This window comes from Sphingomonas palmae, assembly GCF_900109565.1.
In the GTDB taxonomy this organism is placed as follows: domain Bacteria; phylum Pseudomonadota; class Alphaproteobacteria; order Sphingomonadales; family Sphingomonadaceae; genus Sphingomonas; species Sphingomonas palmae.
On the sequence record NZ_FNZZ01000001.1, the window covers coordinates 445,627 to 468,522 of the forward strand.

The 22,896-nt window shown below is 65.2% G+C and carries 20 protein-coding genes; 9 read left to right on the plus strand and 11 right to left on the minus strand.

Annotated elements, in window-relative coordinates:
- Window positions 1-97: 97 nt before the first annotated feature.
- Window positions 98-565 carry a GatB/YqeY domain-containing protein gene (locus BMW51_RS02160; protein WP_093002874.1) on the plus strand — a complete coding sequence of 156 codons (468 nt, stop codon included), beginning with the start codon at window positions 98-100 and terminating at the stop codon, window positions 563-565.
- Between the two features lie 9 nt (window positions 566-574).
- Here BMW51_RS02160 and serB read toward each other — a convergent pair whose 3' ends face one another.
- Window positions 575-1,453 (minus strand): phosphoserine phosphatase SerB, encoded by an 879-nt coding sequence (gene serB, locus BMW51_RS02165; RefSeq protein WP_093002876.1) that lies wholly within the window; start codon window positions 1,451-1,453, stop codon window positions 575-577.
- Between the two features lies 1 nt (window position 1,454).
- On the opposite strand from serB, the gene miaA reads away from it, so the two are divergent.
- The 6 genes from miaA (at window position 1,455) to BMW51_RS02195 (ending at window position 7,421) form a co-directional block, all read left to right on the plus strand.
- Window positions 1,455-2,363 (plus strand): tRNA (adenosine(37)-N6)-dimethylallyltransferase MiaA, encoded by a 909-nt coding sequence (gene miaA / locus BMW51_RS02170; RefSeq protein ID WP_093003808.1) that lies wholly within the window; start codon window positions 1,455-1,457, stop codon window positions 2,361-2,363.
- A gap of 81 nt (window positions 2,364-2,444) precedes the next feature.
- On the plus strand, window positions 2,445-4,205 hold the full coding sequence (gene ilvB, locus BMW51_RS02175) for a biosynthetic-type acetolactate synthase large subunit (protein ID WP_093002878.1): 1,761 nt from the start codon (window positions 2,445-2,447) through the stop codon (window positions 4,203-4,205).
- A 55-nt stretch (window positions 4,206-4,260) separates the two neighbouring features.
- Window positions 4,261-4,776, plus strand: a complete 516-nt coding sequence (ilvN, locus tag BMW51_RS02180) for an acetolactate synthase small subunit (RefSeq protein WP_093002880.1) — start codon at window positions 4,261-4,263, stop codon at window positions 4,774-4,776.
- A gap of 57 nt (window positions 4,777-4,833) precedes the next feature.
- Window positions 4,834-5,853, plus strand: coding sequence for a ketol-acid reductoisomerase (ilvC, locus tag BMW51_RS02185; RefSeq protein ID WP_093002882.1), 1,020 nt, complete (start codon window positions 4,834-4,836; stop codon window positions 5,851-5,853).
- 78 nt (window positions 5,854-5,931) lie between these two features.
- The gene (locus BMW51_RS02190) at window positions 5,932-6,708 is read left to right on the plus strand and encodes a hypothetical protein (protein ID WP_177171481.1); all 777 of its coding nucleotides are present in this window, start codon (window positions 5,932-5,934) and stop codon (window positions 6,706-6,708) included.
- Between the two features lie 92 nt (window positions 6,709-6,800).
- Window positions 6,801-7,421 carry a YceI family protein gene (locus BMW51_RS02195; protein WP_177171482.1) on the plus strand — a complete coding sequence of 207 codons (621 nt, stop codon included), beginning with the start codon at window positions 6,801-6,803 and terminating at the stop codon, window positions 7,419-7,421.
- A gap of 36 nt (window positions 7,422-7,457) precedes the next feature.
- Here the strand turns inward: BMW51_RS02195 and BMW51_RS02200 are convergent, their stop codons facing one another.
- Window positions 7,458-7,847 (minus strand): BLUF domain-containing protein, encoded by a 390-nt coding sequence (locus BMW51_RS02200; protein ID WP_093002884.1) that lies wholly within the window; start codon window positions 7,845-7,847, stop codon window positions 7,458-7,460.
- A gap of 289 nt (window positions 7,848-8,136) precedes the next feature.
- On the opposite strand from BMW51_RS02200, the gene leuA reads away from it, so the two are divergent.
- Complete coding sequence (gene leuA, locus BMW51_RS02205) at window positions 8,137-9,795, plus strand: 2-isopropylmalate synthase (protein WP_093002886.1); 1,659 nt, start codon at window positions 8,137-8,139, stop codon at window positions 9,793-9,795.
- A gap of 37 nt (window positions 9,796-9,832) precedes the next feature.
- Here leuA and BMW51_RS02210 read toward each other — a convergent pair whose 3' ends face one another.
- The 6 genes from BMW51_RS02210 to BMW51_RS02235 all read right to left on the minus strand — a co-directional run bounded on the left by BMW51_RS02210 (window position 9,833) and on the right by BMW51_RS02235 (window position 16,091).
- On the minus strand, window positions 9,833-10,900 hold the full coding sequence (locus BMW51_RS02210; RefSeq protein WP_093002888.1) for a catalase family protein: 1,068 nt from the start codon (window positions 10,898-10,900) through the stop codon (window positions 9,833-9,835).
- A 59-nt stretch (window positions 10,901-10,959) separates the two neighbouring features.
- Window positions 10,960-11,760 carry an SDR family NAD(P)-dependent oxidoreductase gene (locus BMW51_RS02215; protein ID WP_093002890.1) on the minus strand — a complete coding sequence of 267 codons (801 nt, stop codon included), beginning with the start codon at window positions 11,758-11,760 and terminating at the stop codon, window positions 10,960-10,962.
- A 23-nt stretch (window positions 11,761-11,783) separates the two neighbouring features.
- Window positions 11,784-12,548: an SDR family NAD(P)-dependent oxidoreductase gene (locus BMW51_RS02220; protein WP_093002892.1), complete on the minus strand. Its 765-nt coding sequence runs from the start codon at window positions 12,546-12,548 to the stop codon at window positions 11,784-11,786.
- 17 nt (window positions 12,549-12,565) lie between these two features.
- Window positions 12,566-13,549: a phosphotransferase family protein gene (locus BMW51_RS02225; protein WP_245708279.1), complete on the minus strand. Its 984-nt coding sequence runs from the start codon at window positions 13,547-13,549 to the stop codon at window positions 12,566-12,568.
- 62 nt (window positions 13,550-13,611) lie between these two features.
- Window positions 13,612-14,700 carry a Zn-dependent alcohol dehydrogenase gene (locus BMW51_RS02230; RefSeq protein ID WP_093002896.1) on the minus strand — a complete coding sequence of 363 codons (1,089 nt, stop codon included), beginning with the start codon at window positions 14,698-14,700 and terminating at the stop codon, window positions 13,612-13,614.
- Window positions 14,701-14,783: 83 nt separating this feature from the next.
- Window positions 14,784-16,091, minus strand: coding sequence for an acyl-CoA dehydrogenase family protein (locus tag BMW51_RS02235; protein WP_093002898.1), 1,308 nt, complete (start codon window positions 16,089-16,091; stop codon window positions 14,784-14,786).
- A 158-nt stretch (window positions 16,092-16,249) separates the two neighbouring features.
- On the opposite strand from BMW51_RS02235, the gene BMW51_RS02240 reads away from it, so the two are divergent.
- The gene (locus tag BMW51_RS02240) at window positions 16,250-17,485 is read left to right on the plus strand and encodes a TetR/AcrR family transcriptional regulator (protein WP_093002900.1); all 1,236 of its coding nucleotides are present in this window, start codon (window positions 16,250-16,252) and stop codon (window positions 17,483-17,485) included.
- Between the two features lie 129 nt (window positions 17,486-17,614).
- On the opposite strand, the gene BMW51_RS02245 is transcribed toward BMW51_RS02240, so the two are convergent.
- The 3 genes from BMW51_RS02245 to BMW51_RS02255 all read right to left on the minus strand — a co-directional run bounded on the left by BMW51_RS02245 (window position 17,615) and on the right by BMW51_RS02255 (window position 22,854).
- Window positions 17,615-18,454, minus strand: a complete 840-nt coding sequence (locus tag BMW51_RS02245) for a helix-turn-helix domain-containing protein (protein ID WP_093002902.1) — start codon at window positions 18,452-18,454, stop codon at window positions 17,615-17,617.
- 83 nt (window positions 18,455-18,537) lie between these two features.
- On the minus strand, window positions 18,538-19,830 hold the full coding sequence (locus BMW51_RS02250; RefSeq protein ID WP_093003812.1) for a spinster family MFS transporter: 1,293 nt from the start codon (window positions 19,828-19,830) through the stop codon (window positions 18,538-18,540).
- 183 nt (window positions 19,831-20,013) lie between these two features.
- Window positions 20,014-22,854: a TonB-dependent receptor gene (locus BMW51_RS02255; protein ID WP_093002904.1), complete on the minus strand. Its 2,841-nt coding sequence runs from the start codon at window positions 22,852-22,854 to the stop codon at window positions 20,014-20,016.
- Window positions 22,855-22,896: the final 42 nt, after the last annotated feature.

Genomic DNA, 22,896 nt, shown 5'->3' on the forward strand with positions numbered 1-22,896 from the left:
GTCGCTAAGCCCCGCCCGCTAGTGCCAGCGACGCGGTCCGTCAACCGATCGCGCAGCCCTCTCGCCTCCGCCGCCGCCGCGCGCTATCGCAGGCGCCATGATAAGAGACGACATCAAGCAAGCCCAGATCGCCGCCATGAAGGCGGGCGACAAGGAAGCCCGCGCCGCGATCGGCCTCATCCAGGCGGCGGTAAAGAACCGCGACATCGAGGCGCGCACCAGCGGCGCACCCGAACCCGGCACCGCGGCCGACGACGCGCTGGTCGTCGAGGTGCTGCAAAAGATGGTCAAGCAGCGCCGCGAGTCGATCGACATGTACCGCAAAGGCGGTCGCGAGGAGCTGACGGCGAACGAGGAAGCCGAGGTCGCGGTGATCGAGCGCTTCCTGCCGCAGCAGATGAGCGAGGACGAGACCCGCGCCGCGATCCTGACGATCAAGAACGACCTCGGCGCGTCGGGCATGAAGGACATGGGCCGCGTCATGGCCGAGTTGAAGGCGCGCCACGCCGCCAACCTCGACATGAGCAAGGCGAGCGGGCTGGTAAAGGCCGCGCTGGCTGGCTGATCTTTCCGCTTAGTCGGCCCATTCGGCGCGTGGGATCCCCTGCGCCCATAACAGCGCGGAGAGATCATTGTGGTCGATCCGCGCACCGGCCGCCGCGGCGACGATCGGCTTGGCATGATAGGCGACACCCAGCCCGGCGACCTCGATCATCGCGAGATCATTGGCGCCGTCCCCCACCGCCAGCGTCGCCTGCTCGCTGACGCCCAATTTCGCGCGGTACTCCAGCAACGTCGCCTTCTTGGTCGCGGCACCGACGATTGGTCGCGCGACGGTGCCGGTCAGCTGTCCGCGCGCAATTTCGAGCACATTCGCGATCGCGCGATCGAAGCCGATCTCGGCCGCGACCGGCTCGGCAAAGCGGGTAAAGCCACCCGATACCAGCACCGCGGTCGCGCCCCGCGCGCGCATCGTCCTGACCAGCGCGCGCGCGCCCGGCATCAGCTCGACACGCTCGGCTCGGCAGCGGTCTATCGCAGCCTCGTCCAACCCGCCGAGCAGCGCAACGCGAGCGTCTAGTGCGGCCTCGAAATCTAGCTCGCCGCGCATTGCGCGCTCGGTGATCTCGGCGATCTGCGGCTTGATCCCGGCGTAGTCGGCCAGTTCGTCGATGCACTCGACCGTGATCATGGTCGAATCCATATCGGCCACGAGCAGCTGTTTGCCCCGCCCCTCGACCCGCTGAACGACGACGTCGACGCTATCGAACACGCCTTCCAACGCGGCGCGCGCTGCCTCTGGCGCTGATCCGAATGTCACGTCAGCCGCGTCACCCTCGTCGATCCAGGCGACCGTTGTCGGCGTACACCCTGCCGCGGCGAGACGATCGCGCGCGTCCGCCAGCGTGTTGGGCGACAGCCGCCCCGCTGCTATCAGCGTTGCCGTGAACATCCTGTCGTCCCCTACCCCGCGGCCCAGGGTCGCGCTCATTGCAGGGCCGACTGCGAGCGGCAAGAGCGCGCTGGCGATCGAACTGGCGGAGCAGATCGGCGGCACGGTGGTCAACGCCGACGCGAGCCAGGTCTACCGCGACCTGCGCGTGCTGAGCGCCCGTCCGAGCCCGGAGGACGAGACGCGCGTGCCGCACCGCCTCTTCGGCTACGTCAACGGGGCGGAGGCGTGCTCCGCCGCGCGCTGGGCAGGCGATGCCACCGCAGCGATCGACGCGGTTCATGCGAGTGGTGGCGTGCCGGTGCTGGTCGGCGGCACGGGCCTCTACCTGCGCACGTTGCTCGACGGCATCGCGCCCGTGCCAGAGATCGACCCGGAGGTGCGTGCCGGGGTACGCGCGCTTCCCGTCACCGAGGCGCACGAGGCGCTCGAACGCGAGGACCCTTCCGCCGCCGCCCGCCTTGCTCCCGCCGACACGACGCGTGTTGCGCGCGCGCTGGAAGTGGTGCGCTCGACCGGCAAGGCGCTGTCGTATTGGCAGCAGCAACGTACCGGCGGGATCGGCGACCGCGTCGCGCTCTCGGCGGCGGTGCTCCTCCCCGACCGCGCAGCGCTGTTCGCACGCTGCGATCGCCGGCTCGAAGCAATGTTTGGCGACGGCGCCGTCGAGGAAGTTGCCGCATTGCTTCGCCGCGCAGACGTGTCGCCTGACGCGCCGGTGCGCCGTGCGATCGGCGTGCCGGAGATTGCAGCGATGTTGGCGGACGCGATCAGTCGCGAAGAGGCGATCGTGCGCGCGCAACTCGCCACGCGGCAATACGCCAAGCGGCAGTACACCTGGTTCCGCAATCAGCCACCCCCCAGGTGGAAGCGTCAAAACCAACCCGATCTGCAATTTTATTTCGTTTAGCTTGGTTGACGCGCAACTTTACATGGCTTAGCGCGCCGCCGTTCAGCGGGCTTCGGCTCGCACCAACGTGGGAGCAAGGTCGTGGTTGAGCGAAGCGGAGCAGATATCCTGGTCGAGGCGCTGGTCGATCTCGGCGTGGAAATCGTGTTCGGCTATCCCGGCGGCGCGGTGCTGCCGATCTACGACGCCCTATTTCGCGCACAGAAGATCAAGCACATTCTCGTCCGCCACGAACAGGCAGCGACGCACGCAGCGGAGGGCTACGCGCGCTCGACCGGCAAGCCCGGCGTTGTCCTCGTCACCTCGGGTCCGGGTGCCACCAATGCGATCACCGGCATCACCGACGCGATGCTCGATTCGATCCCGATGGTCGTCATCACGGGTCAGGTGCCCTCGCACCTGATCGGCTCCGATGCGTTCCAGGAGGCGGACACGGTCGGCATTACGCGCCACTGCACCAAGCACAATTATCTGGTGAAGGATCCGGCGAAGCTCGGTCCGACGATCCACGAGGCGTTCCACATCGCTACATCGGGTCGCCCCGGGCCCGTCGTGATCGACATCCCCAAGGACGTGCAGGTCGCCACCGCCGGCTACAGCAAGCCCGGCCCGATCCAGCACAAGACCTATCGCCCGGCATCGAAGGCCGACCGCTCCGCGATCGAGCAGACGGTCGACATGATCGCCGCGGCCGAGCGCCCGGTGCTCTACACCGGCGGCGGCGTCATCAACTCGGGGCCGGCGGCGGCGCAGTTGCTGGTCGAGCTGGCACGGATCACCGGCGCGCCGGTCACCTCGACGTTGATGGGGCTGGGCGCTTTCCCCGCCTCGTCGCCGCAGTTCCTCGGCATGCTGGGGATGCACGGCACCTATGAGGCTAACTGGGCGATGAACCAGGCTGACCTGATCGTGAACATCGGCGCGCGCTTCGACGATCGCGTCACCGGGCGGCTCGACGCTTTCGCGCCTAACAGCCGCAAGATCCACGTCGACATCGACCGGTCCAGCATCAACAAGACGGTGCGGATCGACCTTGCCATCGTCGCCGACGCCGGCCGCGCAATGGAGGACATGATCCGCGTCTGGAAATCGCGGCAGTACGCCAAGCCTGACCTGTCCGCATGGTGGGATCGCATCGCCGAGTGGCGCGCCAAGGACAGCCTCGCCTTTCCCGAGGACGAGCCGAACGGCTTCCGCGGCGAGATCATGCCGCAGCGCGCGGTGCGTGCCTTGTGGGAGGCGACGCACCGGCGCCAGCCGATCATCACCACCGAAGTTGGCCAGCACCAGATGTGGGCGGCGCAATATTTCGGGTTCGATCTGCCCAACAAGTGGCTGACCAGCGGCGGTCTCGGCACGATGGGCTACGGTCTGCCCGCCGCGATCGGCGCGCAATTGGGCAACCCGAACGCACTCGTCATCGACATCGCGGGCGAGGCGTCGATCCAGATGAACATCCAGGAGCTCGCCACCGCGACGCAGTACCGCCTACCGGTCAAGGTCTTCATCCTCAACAACGAATATATGGGAATGGTGCGCCAGTGGCAGGAGCTTACCTACGAGAGCCGCTACGCCGAGAGCTATTCCGACTCGCTGCCCGATTTCGTCCGGCTGGCGGAGGCGTACGGGTGGAAGGGCATCCGCATCGAGGCACCCGACCAGCTTGACCGCGGCATCGCCGATATGCTCGCGCATGACGGACCGGTCATGGTCGACTGCCGCGTGGCGAAGCTCGCCAATTGCTTCCCGATGATCCCGTCGGGTGCGGCGCACACCGACATGATCCTGCAAGCGAACGAGGTATCGGGGACGATGGACGACGAGGCACGCGCGCTCGTCTGATCTCGCCTCCGCCCACCATTGCTTCCTCCCGTCACGGGAGCGCAGAAGGACCAACATGCACATTCGTGAAGAAGCGGCCGAGCGGCACACGCTGGCGGTCATTGTCGACAACGAACCCGGCATCCTGGCGCGCATCGCCGGGCTGTTCACCGCGCGCGGCTACAATATCGAGAGCCTGACCGTCAGCGAAGTGACCGCGGACAAGGCGGTCAGCCGCATCACGATTGTGACCAGCGCCAGCCCCGCGACGCTGGAACAGATCGTCGCGCAGCTCGATCGGCTGATCCCCGTCCACCGTGTTCACGATCTGACGGCCGAGGGCGCGCACGTCGAGCGTGAATTGGCACTCGTCAAGGTCCGCGGCACCGGCGACCACCGGATCGAGGCTCTACGCCTCGCCGACGTTTACCGCGCGCGTGTCGTCGACGCGACCACCTCGTCATTCGTGTTCGAGGTGACCGGCGGAGTCGAGAAGATCGACAAGTTCGTCGAATTGATGGGCGAGGTCGGCCTGATCGAGGTCGCACGTACCGGCGTGGTCGCGATCTCGCGCGGCAAGGACGCCGCCTGACCATTTTCTCGCGGTGCTCGGTTCGAGTGTCGCCATCACGATCAAAGGGAGCAAATCATGCGTGTCTATTACGATCAGGACGCCGACCTGAACCTCGTCACGGGCAAGAAGATCGCCATCGTCGGCTACGGCAGCCAGGGCCACGCGCACGCGCAGAACCTGCGCGATTCGGGCGTCAAGGACGTGGCGATCGCGCTGCGCGAAGGCTCGGCCACGGCGAAGAAGGCGGAAGGTGCCGGCTTCACCGTGATGAGCAACAAGGACGCCGCGACCTGGGCCGACCTCGTCATGATCCTCGCTCCTGACGAGCATCAGGCCGGCATTTGGGAAAACGACCTGAAGGGCAACATGCGCGCAGGGTCGGCAATCGCGTTCGCTCACGGGCTGAACGTGCATTTCGGCCTCATCGAGGCGCCTGCCGATATCGACGTCATCATGATCGCGCCAAAGGGGCCAGGCCACACCGTCCGCTCCGAATACGTTCGCGGCGGCGGCGTGCCCTGCCTGATCGCGGTCGAGCAGGACGCGAGCGGCAACGCGCACGATCTCGCCCTGGCCTATGCCAGCGCAGTCGGCGGCGGTCGCTCGGGCATCATCGAGACCAACTTCAAGGAAGAATGCGAGACCGACCTGTTCGGTGAGCAGGCAGTGCTGTGCGGCGGCATCACTCACCTGATCCAGGCCGGGTTCGAGACGCTGGTCGAGGCGGGCTACGCCCCCGAAATGGCCTATTTCGAATGCCTGCACGAAACGAAGTTGATCGTCGACCTGCTGTACGAGGGCGGGATCGCCAACATGCGCTACTCGATCTCGAACACCGCCGAATACGGCGACATCACGACCGGTCCGCGCATCATCACCGACGAGACCAAGCGCGAGATGAAGCGCGTGCTCGCCGACATCCAGGCGGGTCGCTTCGTCAAGAATTTCGTCCTCGACAACCGTGCCGGCCAGCCCGAACTCAAGGCCGCGCGCAAGTCTGCCGCCGCGCATCCGATCGAGAAGGTCGGCGCTGAGTTACGCGCGATGATGCCGTGGATCGGTGCCAACAAGCTGGTCGACAAGGCAAAGAACTGAACTGGCTGGCAAGTTGAGGTAAAAAGCCGCCGCGGCCCCGTTGCCGCGGCGGACGTGCGGGCGTAGGGGCGGCCTGTCATGAGTGCGGCGTCGTACCGTTCATTTTCGTACGACGCTCGCGCCTCGCGCAGCGGGCGCGCGGCGTCATGGGCGCTCGCGCTCGGCATCGCCGCCGCCATCATACTCACGTTGCTCGGAATGGGTGGGTACCGGCGCAGCGAGCCAGGCGACGGGCGCCGGCTTGCGACCTTCAACGTCACGCCGCTCGGCTCGTCGCGGGCGAGCAAACAGACGGTCAAACGTACGCGCGCAGTGGCTCCGACGGCCGCCTCTCCACCGTCGCGCACCGTCACGCCGCCCCGTGACGCGCCGATCGTACCGCCGCCTCCGGTCACGCTCCATCTGCCGGGCGTGCTCGTCCTCAGCCAGTCGGACTATGCCGCGTCGAACATCGGCAAGATCAAGGGTACCGCTGGTTCGGGCAGCGGTACGCAGGTTGCCTCCGCGGGTGAAGAGGGCGGCGATCCCAGCATCGGCACGGGTCCGGGTGGTGAGCCGATGTACGCGGCCGAATGGTATCGCAAGCCGACGCGCGCCGAGATGGCGACCTACCTGCCCGCGGGAAAGCTCGGCTGGGGCGTGATCGCGTGCCGCACGATCGCGCGCTTTCACGTCGAAGATTGCCGCGAACTCGGCGAGACGCCCGGCTCGCGCATCGCGGGCGCAGTGCGGCAGGCGGCGTGGCAGTTTCTGATACGCCCGCCGCGAAAGGGCGGTCAGCCGATGCTCGGCGTCTGGGTGCGGATCAGGTACGATATCCTGCCCGCCGGTTCCAAGGAGCTGGACGATGACTGATCGTCGCTGAAACAGATCGTTTCGGACGCGCCATATTCCCCAAGACGCCGGCTTGTGGTTGGATCGACGCAGCAACAGGGAGTTTCTTTACCATGCGCATCCGCCATTTCGCCGCCGCCACGCTGGCCCTCGTATCCGTTCCCGCGCTCGCGCAAATTGCCACCACGCCGCAGCAGCCCGGGCAGCCGATCGTGTCGCGCGTCGCCGCCGGCACCTATCAGGTCGATCCCGCACACACGCAGGTCAGCTGGCAGGTCAACCATATGGGCTTCTCCATGCTCGAGGGACAGTTTGGCGCGAGCGGCGGCTCAATCACGATCGATCCGAAGAAGCCCGCTGCGACCAAGGTCGACGTCGCCTTCAACATCGACGACCTGTCAGTAACTGCGGCACCGTTTGCCAAGCACCTGAAGTCTGCTGACTTCTTCAACGCGGCGCAATATCCGACCGCGCGCTTCGTCTCGACCCGCATCGTGCCCAAGGGCGCGAACAGCGCGACGATGATGGGCAATCTGACGATCAAGGATCAGACGAAGCCGGTGACGCTCGATGTGACCTTCGTCGGCGCGGGCGACAATCCGATGAGCAAGAAGCTCAACCTCGGCTTCACCGCCAAGGGGCAGATCAAGCGCAGCGACTTCGGCGTCGGTGCCTACGCGCCCGTCGTGTCGGACACGGTCAACCTGACGATCCACGCCGCCTTCACCGCCTGATCGAGCGTGCGGGCGGCCCTGCGCCGCCCGCTTCCTTCATGCCGCGTGGCGCAGCTTGATGAAGCTGTCGAAGGTCGCGCGTACGTTGGGGCCGGTGTTCGCCAGCAGGCGATCGACGCGCAGGCAGAACTGATCTGCCTCCTCGCCGACGCGTCGCTCCGCCATTGCCCAGTCGCCGAACTCGCGCGCCTCGACCTCGCGCCGCGACAGGATGACAAGCGCGTTGTGCCGAGGGTCTTGCCTGATCCGCTCATACGCGGTCTCCACCGCGAGCGCCGGCCCCTCCAGCGCCTGCAGAAAGCGCACACCGTCCGAGTAGAGCAGCCCCGTGATGTTATCCCGGCGGTTGTTGATCCGCGATTTGGCCAGGATGCTGGGTAGGTCGGCGCGCTGCGCGACTGACGAAATGTAAACGAGTTGCAACATGGCGACGGCTCCTTAGTCCTCTTGCCTAGCCCGCAGGTGTTGCGCAAACCTCAACGTTTGCATCCATGTTAAGCAGTTTTGCGACAGCGTCGCCGACCTTCCCCGAAGCGCGCCGCCGCAATCTACGGGCTGGACACCGTGCCGCGCGGCGGGCAAGATAAGATGAGATGATCGTTACGGCGCTCCTTCTTCGACTTACGCGCCCTTAGGCGCGACCGTACCGTGCGCGTTTGCTCGCGCACCCCGCGCCTAAGGGCCAGCCGACACTCCCCTGCAAGAGAGCCGAGCCATGCTGCGCGATCCATCGACCAAGTACCGACCGTTTCCGACCATCGACCTGCCAGACCGGCAATGGCCGTCCAAGACAATCAGCCATGCGCCGCGCTGGCTGTCGACCGACCTGCGCGACGGCAACCAGGCGCTGATCGATCCGATGAACGCGGAAAAGAAGACCCGCTTCTTCGACTTGCTGGTCAAGGTCGGTCTGAAGGAGATCGAGGTCGGCTTCCCCAGCGCTGGCGCGACCGAGTTCGACTTCATCTCCGGCCTGGTGCGGTCCGGCCGCGTACCCGATGACGTCACGTTGCAGGTGTTGACGCAGTCTCGCCGCGACCTGATCGAGACCAGTTTCCGCAGCCTGGAGGGAGCCAAGACGGCAATCATTCACCTCTACAATGCGGTCAGCCCGGCGTGGCGGCGGATCGTCTTCGGCATGTCGCGCGACGAGGTGCGGCAGATCGCGGTCGACGGCGCGAGGATCCTGCGCGACGAAGCGGCGAAACGCCCGAACACCGACTGGCAGTTCGAGTACAGTCCCGAGACGTTCTCGACCGCCGAACTCGACTTCTCGGTCGAGGTCTGCGCTGCGGTAATGGACGTGCTGCAACCCACGCCCGAGCGCCCGATCATCTTCAACCTGCCCGCGACCGTCGAGTGCGCAACCCCCAACGTCTATGCCGACCAGATCGAATGGTTTGCCCGTAACATCCCGAACCGCGACGCAGTTGTCATCTCGCTCCACACGCATAACGACCGAGGCACCGGCGTCGCGGCGGCGGAACTGGGAATGATGGCGGGTGCCGATCGGGTCGAGGGCTGTCTGCTCGGTAATGGCGAGCGGACGGGCAATTGCGACCTCGTGACCGTCGCGCTCAACATGTACACGCAGGGCGTCGACCCGCGGCTGGACCTGTCCGACATCGATGCAGTGGTGAAAACGGTCGATTACTGCACCAACCTGCCCGTCCACCCGCGCACGCCCTATGCGGGCGACCTGGTGTTCACCGCCTTCTCGGGCTCGCACCAGGACGCGATCAAAAAGGGCTTTGCCGCGCAGGCGGCACGCAACGATGATTTTTGGGAGGTGCCGTACCTGCCGATCGACCCGGCCGATTTAGGGCGCAGCTACGAGGCGGTAATCCGCGTCAACTCGCAGTCGGGCAAGGGCGGCGTCGCCTGGGTGATCGAGCAGGACAAGGGCCTGCGCCTGCCCAAGCGCCTGCAGGCCGACTTCAGCCGCCACGTCCAGGCGCTCGCCGACGAGACCAGCCGCGAGTTGAACGCCGCCGACATTTGGCGTCGGTTCGAGGCGACTTATCTGCCAGGCGCAGCCGACCGCTTTATCTTGCGCGATTACGAGGAGACGGGAGCCTCGGGCGATCGGCTCTTCGTCGGGCACGTCGCGGTTGATGGCGAGGAGAAGTCGATCTCCGGTCGCGGCAACGGCCTGATCTCCGGCGTAATCGCCGCGCTGGCGGAGACGACCGGGCCCAATCTCGACGTGGTCGACTATGCCGAGCACGCGATAGGACACGGCGCGGGCGCCCAAGCGGCGGCCTATCTCGAGTGCCGCACTGCCGATGGTCAGATTGTGTGGGGCGTCGGTATCGACACCGACATCGCGACTGCCAGCGTGCGGGCGGTCCTGTCGGCAGCGAACCGCGCCTGAGGCAGGCGGGGCATATCCGCCCCGCCGGTCGCGCCGGTTACGTCGGCTCGTGGATCGGGCAACCGTTGGCGCGGGCTCGGAAATCGGCGCTGTGCTTGTACACGTCCTTTCGCGAGCGATTGATGTTGCCGAGTGGCTGATGCGCGGCAAGTCCGGTCCAGACGCTGAACCGCAGCTCCTCGTTGACGCGCTGCACCCGCGCCTCGTCCCAGCTGTCCTGCGCCTTGGTACGAATTGTCGCGACCGTCACCGACGGCGCGTCCTCTTCCGTCCACTCGACCGTCGGATCCTCGATCGGCTGCTTCTCCGTGTCGCGCTGTAACTGAACGCGGAACTCCCACTCACCGTCGATATCGCGCAACTCCTGCTGCAGCGTCTCGCGGATCGCGTCAGGCCGACCGGACGCATCGATGATCGCCCCGGTACGCTCCTTCAATCCCGGTGCGACGGGCACCAGCTTGAACTTCGCGACATAATCGCCGTAGCGGAACGGCGTCGCGCTGAAATAGGTCTCGCCGATCGGATCGACGTTCGGCGCGCCGCCCAGCGACCGGATCGCCGCGCTCTCCACGCCTACCGCGGTCAACGCGGTGTTAACGCCGCGTAGCACCGCGGACAGCGCGATCTTCGCTCCCTCGGCCTTGTCGGTCGTGCGCGCGAGCAGCTTCAGGTTGCCCAAAAACTTCTCGGCGGTCTTGGCCTGAAAGACGGGTCCGTTGACCATGACGAAATCCTGTGTCCGTCCCTCTGCACCCGGCAGTCGTGCACCCTCCACGTCCAGGACCTTGATGGCGAGCCCGCGCGGCAGCGAGATCTCGTCGCTCAGGATATCGCCAGGATTAGTGGAGAAGCGCATGAACACCGAGTGCTCCCCGGCGCTAGCGAACATGCCTTGCGCCAGTTCGGGCGGCAGGTCCGGGTGTACGGTCAATGTTCCTTCGACGATCGCGTGCGCCTTCGCGTGTACTGAGCGGACGGCGTGACCATAGTCCTCGTGCGTGGTCTTCAGGATAATATCGAACTGCTCGTTGAGCTGCTCAACCGTCTCGCCCTCGTCGGGCTTCACATCTTCGAGATCGGGCGAGTAGCGGATCGGATCGGTCATGCGTGAAGCCCCTTTGTTCTTCACCCATGTTAACCCGCCGATTGCGCGCCCGTTCCGGCCTATACCGCGGTGCGACCGTATTCCTGTTTCGTCACCGGATGGCTCGACGACAGACCGCCGTCGACCGCGATCGCCTGCCCGTTGACGTAGCTGGCGTCGTCGCTGGCGAGGAACAGCGCGACCTTGGCGAGTTCTTCCGGCTGTGCACCGCGGCGCAGCGGGTTCAGCCGACCAAGCCGATCCTCCTTTCCCGCGTCACGCGCATAATCGAACGTCGGCTTGGTCATGCCCGTCTCTGTCAGGCCAGGGCAGATCGCGTTGACGCGGACGTTCGAGCCGGAAAGCTGCTGCGCCGACACCATCGCCAGGTTGATCACGCCCGCCTTCGACGCCGAATAGGCCGGCGATCCGGCGCCCGAGCGAATGCCGGCGACGCTTGCGGTCAGGATGATCGCGCCACCGCGCTGCTCGGCGATCTTCGGCGCGGCATGTTTTACGGCCAGGTAGGGCCCGATCAGATTGACCCGTAGTACCTCGGTGATGAGCGATACGTCGGTGTCGAAGATATTGGCCATTCCGCCAGAGATGCCGGCGTTGGCGAACATGACGTCGAGCCCGCCGTGCCGATCACAGGCGAGCGCGACGGTGCGGATCACGTCGTCCTCGTTGCCCGCGTCCATCCGGATCGCCTCCGCCACGCCGCCGGCGTCGCGGATCAGCCGCGCGGTCTCCTCGGCACCCTCGCTCACGTCAGCGGCGACGACGCGTGCGCCCTCCGTCGCGAACAGCATGGCAGCAGCCCGGCCGATGCCTGAGCCCGCGCCGGTGACGATGATCGATTTGTCGGTGAAGCGTGCCATCTCTCTGTCCTTCCCTGCCCCGCTCAGATCGTGACACCGCCATCGATCACCATCGTCTGCCCGGTCATGAAGGCGCTAGCCGCGCTGGCGAGATAGACGACTGCCCCCGCAATCTCCTCCGGCTCACCGATGCGCCGGAGCGGCGTGGTCGCGTTGCGCTCGGCAACCATCGCCTCGTCTTCCCACAATGCCTTGGCGAAGTCGGTCTTGATCAGGCCGGGCGCGATGCAATTAACGCGGATGTTGTCGCGGCCGTACTCGTGCGCCAGGTTGCGCGCGAGCTGCATGTCGGCCGCCTTGCTGATGCAATAAGCGCCGATCACGGTCGATCCGCGCAGGCCGCCAATCGAGGAGACGATGACGATCGAGCCGTCGCGCCGCTCCCGCATTTCGGGCACCACCATGCCGATCAGCCAATGGTTGGAAATGATGTTGTTGTCGAGGATCTTGCGAAACTGATCGTCGGCAATGCCGGCTTGAGGACCGTAATAGGGGTTCGATGCCGCGTTGCAGACCAGCACGTCGATCCGCCCGAACGCGCACCGTGTCTCGTCGACGAGATGCTGCAATCCCTCCTTGTCGGAGATGTTGGCGGCGAGCGCGATCGCGGTGCCCTCACCGAAGCGCGCGTTGATCTCGGCGGCCGCGGCGTCGCATGCGTCCTGCTTGCGGCTGGAGATGACGACCTTCGCACCCTGCTCGGCGCAGGCGATCGCGGAGGCCTTGCCGATCCCGCGCGAGGAACCGGTGATCAGCACGACCTTGCCGGTCAGATCGAACAGCGACATCGGTATCTCCTCGTGGGTCAGGCGCCCGCCCGGCGCGCGAACGTCAGCGCCGCATCGGCGAGCATGGGCACACGCGCGCTCATCTCCTCAGCGCGCGCGCTCGACGCGGTGCCGATCAGGAAGCGCTTCTTGATTCCCTGTACAATGCTGGCAAGGCGGAAGAGATTGAAGGCGAAATACCAGTCGAGCTGCGGCAGACCGTCGCGCCCGGTACGCGCGCAATAGCGCTCGACCATTTCCTCCAGCGTCGGGATGCCTGTCTCGGGTCCGGTCAGCCCCTTTACGCCCGACCGCCCCTCGGGTTCGGTCACCCAGCTCATCAGATAATAGGTCAGGTCGGCCGTCGAGTCGCCGAGGGTACACAATTCCCAGTCGAGCACCGCGACGACGCGGCCGTCCGTACCAGGTGCGAACTTCATGTTGTCGACGCGGTAGTCACCGTGGACGATCGAGGTACGCGTCTGCTCGGGCACCGTGCGCGGCAGGAACTCGATCAGCGTTTCCATCGCCGGCATGTGCTCGGTCTCGGCGCCGCGGTACTGCTTGGTCCAGCGTCCGACCTGCCGCTCGAAATAGTTGCCGGGACGACCGAAGTCGCCGAGCCCGATCGCTTCGTAGTCGGTGTTGTGGAGATCGGCGAGCGTGTCGATCATCGCGTGATAATGCTCGCGTCGCTGATCCGGAGAAAGATCGGGCATACCGCCATCCCAGATCGTCCGCCCCTCCACCATCTCCATCACGTAGAATGCCGAGCCGATCACGCTCGCATCCTCGCACAGACCGTATTGGAGCGGCACGGGGAAGCCGGTTGGGTGCAGCGCCGCCATGACGCGATATTCACGGTCGACCTGATGTGCGCTCGGCAACAGGTCGCCCATCGGCTTGCGCCGCAAGACGTAGGTCGTGGTCGGCGTCGTCAGCTTATAGGTCGGGTTCGACTGCCCACCGGAGAATTTGGCATAGTCGAGCGTTCCGTTGAAACCAGGCACGTGATCGCGCATCCACGTCGACAGCCGCTCGGTGTCGAGCCGGTCGCGTTCGGCGATGTCGGTCTGCAGCTCTCTCACTGATCGAACACGATCACGCTGCGCGTCGTGTCGCCCTTGCGCAGTTCGTCGAACGCGCGGTTGATCTCGCTGAGCGGCAAACGATCGGCGATGATCGTGTCTAGATCGAGCTGCCCGCGCATGTAGAAGTCGACCAGCCGCGGGATGTCGACCGGGAAACGATTGTACCCCATGATCCCGCCCTGCAGCCGTTTGCCCGACAACAGGTCCATCGCCGACAGGCCGACCTTCTCGTTCAAGGGCATCATGCCCAGGATCGTCGCCGTCCCGCCGCGGCGCAGCACGCCTACGGTCGTCGCGGCCGATTGCGGGCGCCCTACTGCCTCGATCGCGTGATGAACGCCGCCCTTGGTGATTTCGACCACCGCCGCGACCGTATTCTCGTTCATCGGATCGAGCGTGTGGGTTGCGCCCAGCTTTTCAGCGACGGCGCGCTTCTCGGGCACCGGATCGAGCGCGATGATCTTGGCTGCGCCCGCGATCTTGGCGGCGTTCACCGCAGCGAGCCCGATGCCGCCGCAGCCCACAACGCAGACCGTCTCACCTGGCGACACGTCGGTGGTGTTGAACACCGCGCCTGCCCCTGTCGTCACCGCGCACCCGATCAGCGCGGCGCGGTCTAGCGGCATGTCGCGGTCGATCGCCACGCAGGCATGCTCGTGCACCAGCATCATCTCGGCATAGGCCGACAGGTTGAGCATCTGCTGCACCGTACCACCGTTCGCCAGCCGAAGCCGCGGCTCGTCACGCGACGATCGCCGCGTCTCGCCCGAGACGCACAAGTACATGCGCCCGGTGATGCAGAATTCGCAGTGTCCGCAGAACGCCGACAGGCAAGTGACGACGTGGTCGCCCGGCTTGACCGTGCGGACTTCCTCGCCGACCGCCTCGACCACGCCCGCTGCCTCGTGGCCTGGTATGGCGGGCAGCGGGTGCGGGTAGGCTCCGTCGACGAAGTGGAGGTCGGAGCGACATACCCCGCACGCGAGCGTGCGGATCAGCACCTCGTGCGCGCGCGGCTTGGCAACGTCGACGTCCTCGATCTGGAGCGGCGATTTGGTCTCGAACAGAACGGCGGCTTTCACGGCTCACCCTCTCCTGTGACGCGCCGGCATACGTCCGGTCGCAGATACGTGCCCGCGCCCTATCGGCGCGGGCGTGTTGAGGTTCAGCGGCTGACCCCGACGTCGCCGCTCGAGAAGGCCGGCGCGGCATCGTTCGACGGACGGTCGATCTTCCACTCGGCGTATTTGCCGAACTCGTTGCGCGCGATCGAGCGGGCGTGAACCTCGTCGGGACCATCCGCCAGCCGCAGGGTGCGCTGGTTCGCCCAGGCGTGCGCGAGCCCGAAATCGTCCGACACGCCCGCACCGCCGTGCGCCTGCACCGCGTCGTCGAGGATCTTCAGCGCCATGCTGGGCGCCTGCACCTTGATCATCGCGATATCGAGCTGCGCGGCCTTGTTGCCCGCCTTGTCCATCGTGTCTGCGGCCTTGAGGCAGAGGAGCCGCGTCATCTCGATGTCGATCCGCGCGCGCGCGATCCGCTCCTCCCAGACGCTGTGATCGGCGATCCGTTTGCCGAACGCAACGCGGCTGACGAGGCGCTTGGCCATTGCCTCGATGCCCGTCTCGGCGACACCGATCGTGCGCATGCAATGGTGGATGCGCCCTGGCCCCAGCCTCCCCTGCGCGATCTCGAACCCGCGTCCCTCGCCCAGGAGCACGTTCTCGACCGGCACGCGCACGTCGGTCAGCACGACTTCGCCGTGGCCATGCGGTGCATGATCATAGCCGTACACCGACAGCATCCGCTCGATGCGGACACCCGGCGTGTCCATCGGCACGAGGATCTGGCTCTGCTGCTGGTGACGCGAGCCCTCAAAGTTCGTTTTCCCCATGAGGATCGCGATCTTGCAACGCGGATCACCGACGCCAGAGGACCACCATTTGCGGCCGTTGATGACGTAATGGTCGCCATCGCGTTCGATCCGCGTCTCGATGTTGGTGGCGTCCGACGACGCGACCTGCGGCTCCGTCATCAGGAAGACCGATCGAATTTCACCGTTCATCAGCGGGCGGAGCCAGCGCTCCTTGTGCTCCAGCGTGCCGTAGCGGTGCAGCACCTCCATGTTGCCGGTATCGGGCGCGGAGCAGTTGAAGCATTCGCTCGCCCAGCCGATCTTACCCATCTCTTCGGCGCAGAGTGCGTATTCGAGGTTGGTCAGCTGCGTGCCCTCGAACTCGAACGTGTCGTCGACGTGGCTCTGGCCCGAGTGCGGCGGCATGAAGAAGTTCCACAGTCCCGCGGCTCTCGCCTTCTGCTTGACCTCCTCGATCACGGGAATGACCTTCCAGCGATCGCCCTCGTGCGCCTGCTGGTGGTATTCGTGATTGCGCGGCGCGATCTCGGCGTCGATGAACGCCTTCACGCGATCGCGAAAATAGGTCTCGCGCTCGCTCAGGGTGAAATCCATCTCGTCCCTCCGCCGTGGTGCCGTTTAACGCGGGCTTAGGCCATACCGCTTATTCGGTAAAGCGCCTCTTTGAGACAAATGCACCCTCGTGTACGGGCATCGGTCGGGCACGCATAAAGGGACTGTTTCTTCGAAAAGCTTTTGCTACACTCCGCAAGATGGGGGACGCCAGAGCCGAAGAAACCACCAGCACGCGCCGTTTCCGCGAGAAGCGTGACGCGATCCTGGCCGCCGCTGCCGAAGCGATCAACGAACAAAGCGCGAAGGGCATGACCTTCGCCGACGTGGCGCGCCGGGTTGGGCTCAACACGACCAGCGTCACCTACTATTTCAAGCGCAAGGAAGACCTTGCCGCTGCCGCGTTCGAATATACGCTCGACTACCTCCTGCGCATGCTCGACGAGGCGATGCGCGCCGACACGCCCGCCGAGCGGGTCGAGGCATATCTGAGGCTCAACATGGCGCGCCTCGAGCGGATCGAGCAGGACGAGGAGAAACCGTTCGCCGTCCTCTCCGACCTGCGCGCCACCGAGGATCCGGTGCGTACCAGGCTGATGGCGGGGTGGCGCGAGGTATTCCGACGCACACGCAACCTGTGGGGTCAGCCGAGCAGTCGCGCGCACACCGATCTGGCGAGCGCGCGTGCGCACGTACTGCTCGAGAACACGTTCTGGATGCCGGTGTGGTTGCCGCGCTACGACGCCGACCAATGGCCGCGCGCGTGCGATCGCCTGATCGACATATTTCGCCACGGGATCGCGGGTCCGGACGCGCGCTGGTCGCCGCAGCCGATCGCGCTCACCCACGACGACTCAATGCCGGGGCGCGAAGCATTCCTGCTCGCGGCGACGCGCCTGATTAACGAACTGGGATATCGTGGCGCCAGCGTCCAGCGCATCGCATCGGAGCTGAACGTCACCAAGGGCAGCTTCTACCATCACCTTGACGCGAAAGACGATCTGGTCGCCGCCTGTTACCGGCGCAGCTTCGACACAATCGCGGCGGCGCAGCGCCAAGCTGACGAGCGCGGCGGTTCGCAGTGGCAACGGTTGTCCGATACGGTTGCGGCGCTGCTCGACGTTCAGTTTTCCGAGCACGGCTCGCTGCTGCGGACGACGGCCCTTAGTGGACTGCCGTACGAGACGCGCGACGCGATGGTGGAACGCTCGAACCGGATCGCGCGGCGTTTCGCGGGAACGATCTCCGACGGCATCGCCGAAGGGACAATCCGCTCGGTCGACAGCCTGATCGCGGCCCAATCGATGATGGCGTTCCTCAACGCCGCCTTCGACATGCGCAAATGGGCCTGGTCGATGCCTCGCGATCGCGCCGTCGCCCTATACGCGTCGACACTAATGTTCGGCATGTTCGACGACCGCGCCTTGGAAGGTTAGACGCACGCGGGGCGTGACTCGCGCCTAACGAGCCGGCGCGGTGCCGCTCAGGCTAGCGACTCCTCCGCTCAACCTCTTTCGAACACCACTTGTCGGTTATCGATGCTGGCGTATCACTGGTCCCCTGCATCAGACGGGAGAACCGAGCACCTTTTCGCGCACGCGCAGCGCAATCTGGTTGAGCGGGCCGCGTCGCCGCATGAAATCCCGAACTGAGGATCCCAGGAACAGGTGGCTGTCGCGCAGGAAGTGCGAGCGGTCGTAATAACCCGTCGCCTGCAACACCGCCGAACTCGAACTTGGATCGATCAGCATCGCGCTGAGCGCGCGCAAGAAGCGGGTCCGGCGCAGCAGCAACTTGGGCGTGAAACCGAAATTGTACCGCGTCATCGTTGCGAGCGAACGCGGGCTGGTGTCCAGCATCTCCGCGATTACGTCGATGCGGCTCTCGCGCCCTTCTTCGAGCACGTCGAACAACTTGCCGATGCGCGGATCGGCGGATGCACGGCGGTGCAATCTCGCTTCGAGCCAGCGATCGAACACCTCGTTGGGACGGTCGCTCTCCTGCAGCAGCTCGCGCAATTGATTGGCACCGGCGTCGATCTGCGCGAGCGGCGTTACCCGGTTCGCATGCTTGGACACGTCGCCGCCGAAGATTTGCGCCCAGCCGAGCGGCTTGAGGCTGACGCCGACGATCGTCCCTCCGTGCGTTGAAAGATGACCAGCGCAGTTGGTCGGACCGACGAGGGCCGCGCTTGGAACCGGATTGAACGTGCGCGCGCCCATGCGCAGCGACCACGGCGGGCTCTCGTGCAGCGAAATGCGGATCGATGCCCAGCCCGGCAGAAACACGTCCTGCAGAACCATCCCCGGCGGCAGGGCCGCATGGTAGGAGTGATATCCCGTGACATACGGCGCCAGCGCCGCGCTTGGTCGCCAATATTGAACCGGTAGTATTGCTTCGCTCATCGCCCCCGCCCCCCAGCAGTGATGAACAGGTACGCTAACATTACCTTTCCCGAAATGAAATAATCAATTTGGCGTGATGCCAATCATTTCCTGTCAACGGCCTGCTTCATCAACGCGCCCGCCCGCCAGTAAGCGAAGATGGCGACCGGGGTTAGAAGCGCCACGCACAGCATCGCCCAGCGCAGCGATTGTGCGCCGTAGGTCGGCTGCATCGCATCGCTCAACCGTCCTACCAGGAACGGACCCAGCCCGAGCCCCACCAAATTGATCACCAGCAGCGTCAGCGCCGCCCATACGCTACGCAGCTTGATCGGCGCGAGATGCTGGATCAGCGCGAAGGAAGGCCCGAGGTAGGCGCCCGCGAACAACGCCGCGATGAAGTAGCTAGCCAGTGCGATCCTGGGATCATCGACGAAATAGAAGCCCACTGCGAAGGGAAAGGCGATCAGCTTGAACACCGCCACGACCCAGCTCTGCGCATGCAAGCCGTGCCGTTTCGCCGCGCGGTCGGCCGCAACCCCGCCGAGCAGCGCCGAGGACGAGCCGATGATCGCGGCCGGCAACGCCACGTACTTTGACACATCCAACATCGACATGCCGAGTGACCGCTGCATGTAGCTCGGCCCCCATCCTGTCAACGCATAGCCGACCAGCGAGGTGAGCGTCACCGCGACAACCAGGTAGAGCGCGGCGGGATTGCGCCACATTGCGGCGATGCCTTCGCCTAGCGAGGGCATGGCGGGCGTCTCCATTGCGCGTTGCGCATCGGACAGCCCGCGACGCGGCTCTGCCAGGAAAAGCCACACGATGGCAGCCAGGATCACGCCCGGCAGACCGACCACCATCATCGCGACGCGCCAGTTATACGCGTGCGCGACGACACCGCCGATCATCATGCCTAGTCCTCCGCCGAGCAACACGCCGAGCGAGTAGATCGCCATTGCCGACGCGCGCTTCTCGGGCGGGTAAAGGTCGGCGATGATCGAGTGACTGGGTGGCCCCGCGCCCGCCTCGCCGACTCCCACACCGATGCGGGCGAGCATCAGTTGCGTGAAGTTCTGCGCCAAACCCGACATCGCCGTCATCACGCTCCAGACCGCCAGGCTGATCGCGATGATCCGCTTGCGGCTGGTCCGATCGGCCAGCCGCGCGATCGGAATGCCCAGCGTCGCGTAGAAGATCGCGAACACCAGTCCCGACAGCAGGCCCAGTTGCGTGTCCGACAACTTCAGATCCGCCTTGATCGCTTCGAGCAGGATGGCGAGGATTTGTCGATCCATGAAGCTGAAGAAATAGGTCAGCGTCAGCAACGCCAGCGTCAGCCCACGCCGTTTCAACGCCAGCGTGTCGGCGATTTCCGGACGGTTGAATTCCACCGCGCTGCTCTCCTGCTCTTTCGACCGCACGCTAGCGATCAGCAGTCAATCGATCCAGCGATGTTACCCGATAGCAACAAACAAACACGATAACCTAATTTATTCTGTTCTCGCTTCTAAATACGCTAATAACGCCGTGCACTTTCGTACACGGCGTTACGATGAAGACTATACGTCGATTTTTCAGAAGCGACCGCGTAGTGTTACTCCGTAAGTGCGCGGCTCGGCCAGGAACTGCGAGAACAGCTGGCGACCACCCGGATAGATCGGATCCTGAAAGTTGGCGGTGCTGGCGCCCTGCTGGAAGGGCGAATTGAAGGCGACCTGCGCGTAATTCTTGTTGAGCAGGTTCTGCGCCCACAACTCAATCGAGATACGCTGGTCAGGGGCTCGCACGCCAACACGCGCGTTGACCAGCGCGAACCCATCCTGCTCCTTCTGCGGGAACAGGTCGGACCCGGTGTTATAGTCGCTGCTCAGACGTGTATCGCCGTAGAACAGCATTGACCATCCGCTGCTGCCGATGTCGGGCGTCCACGCGGCCGATGCGGTCACGACCACCTTCGGTGCGTTCGACAGATTGTCGCCCGGCAGCTTGCGCAGCGCCTGGTTGAGCGGGGCACCGCTGTTCGATCCGACCAGATTATCACGGTACTTCGTGTCCGCGTACGTCAGACCAGCGGTGAAGCGGAAGTCGCGCGCGGGTACCAACGTCGCTTCCAATTCGACGCCCTGCGACACCACGCCGTAGCCGACGTTGTCGCGGGCGCATGCCCCGGTCGAGGCAGCAGCGGCGTTATAGTTCGGCGCCGCGGCAAAGGTGCTCTGGTCGCGATCGGCGCCGTTCAGGCTCTGAGAGCAACCGTTGACGTTCTGCACGATGAACACCGTGCCGTCGAACGTATTGAGCTGGAAGCTGCTGAACTCCTGCCGGAACCCCGCGATCGAGAAGGAGAACGGACCGGTCGCGTATTTGGCACCGATCTCGTACGCATTGACCTTCTCCGGGTCGAACTGGAGATTGCCGACCAGCGCCTGCGCGCCGCCGAGCGAGGCGAAGCTCGTCGTGATCTGCCCGTTGGCCGGTTGCAGCGGCGCCTTGAGCGCGGAGCGATCGAAGTTGAAGCCTCCCGCCTTGTACCCGCGCGAATAGCTGCCATAGATCAGCAGATCGTCGATCGGCTTCCACGACAGGATCGCGGTACCGGTCAGCTGGTCCTCCGACCGGCGATCTCGGATGCTGACACCATTCAGTTCGGCGGTCGAGTTACCCTGGCATCCCAGCCCGATCAGCGCCTGTGCCAGCGCTCGGCGCGTGGCGAGCGCGGGCGTCGCGGCGATCTGCGCCGCGGTGATGTTCGCCTCGTCCGTCAACGTCTGCTGGAGCGCCACGCAGCCGGTGTTGTCGTTCCCGAACGTGGCGGAAAAGCGCTTGCGCTCGGTGGTGTAGCGCAGGCCCAGCGTCAGATCGACGTTTGAGGTGACGTGAATGATGTTGTGCGTGAACGCGGCGAAGCTGTCCATGTTCTGGCGGTAGCGATCGACCGTCGATCCGCGGTCGTTAATCCCGTCGAGCGTAACAAACCCGTTCGCTACGTCCGCACCACCGACCGCGGCGAGCGTCGCCGGGCCGACGCCGGGCGCGACGCAGCCGGCACTGTTGGGCGCGTATAGCGCTGCCAGCCCGCCGCCCGAGATAATGCGGCATGTCGCGAAGCGGCCATATTGCGATCCGAAGCGCAGGTTGCTCTTACCCCGGAATTTCTCGTTGATGTAGAAGCCGCCGATCAGCCAGTCGAGCCGGTCGTTGAACAGGCTTCCGTTCAGTCGCACTTCCTGCGTGAAGGTCTTGAATCCGCGGCGGTTGTTGCCGTTGGCAGCGTTGTACAGGATGTCGACCGTGCCGTAGTCGGTGTCGCTTCCCTGCGTGTTGTAGTAATCGCGATAGGCGGTGATCGAGGTCAGGTTGGTGTCGCCAAACTTCCAGTCGAGCTGCCCCGAAAAGCCGTAATCCTGCGTCTCGCCCTCGTAGCTGCGGCCCTTCGATACCGACACGTTGCGGCTGTAGCCCTGGTTGAGCGCGCCGAGGTTCTGGCCGAGATCGCGCAGCACGTTGACGATGTTGTTGCCGGTTGGGAGACCGGTCGTCAGCGGCGTCGCGGGATTGTTGAGGTTGCCGATATATTGGTTGACCGACGCATCGACGTAGGTCGCGGCGCAACATGCCTCGTTGCGCTTGGTATAGTCGCCGATCAGCCGCAGCGAGATGTCGCTGGTCGGCTCGAACAGCAATTGCCCACGCACGAAGTAGCGGTCGCGGTCGTTGATGCGCGTATCGTTGGTACGATCACGGTAAAAGCCGTCGCGCTTGACGTAGACGCCATCCAGCCGCGCGGCGAGCTTGTCGCCCGCGATCGGTCCCGTGACGCCGCCTGCCAATCGCACGAAATTATAGTTGCCGTACGTCGCCTCGCCGTTCGCGCCAAAGGTGAAGGCGGGCTTGACGCTGACAATGCTGATGAGGCCGGCCGACGAGTTGCGGCCGCCGAGCGTGCCCTGCGGTCCGCGCAGCACCTCGATCCGGTCGATCTCGCCCAGTTCGTTCAGGCCAATGCCCGCGCGCGACCGATAGACGCCGTCGACGAAGACGACGACCGAACTTTCGAGTCCGGGATTGTCGCCGACGGTGCCGATGCCGCGGATACGCGGCGACCCGTTCGCCTCCGACCCCGTCGAGGATACGAGCAGCGACGGGGCGAGCTGGTTCAACTGCCGGATGTCATTCGCACCCGACAGCGCCAGACTGTCCGCATTCACCGCCGAGATCGCGACCGGAACGTCGGCGAGCACCTGCGCGCGCCCCTGCGCGGTTACAACGATGTCCGCGGGCGTCGAATCGACGTTGTCGGTCGATTGTGCCGGCGCGGCCTCCGCCGCCCCCGCGGGCGTGGTCTGCGCGCCGGCCTGCCCCGTGACGACGAAGGCGGCAGCCGCGCACGCCGACAAAAGCACGTGCTTTGTCATCTGATCCTCTCCCTCAGGCCGGCGCTGTTGCGCGCCGTACCG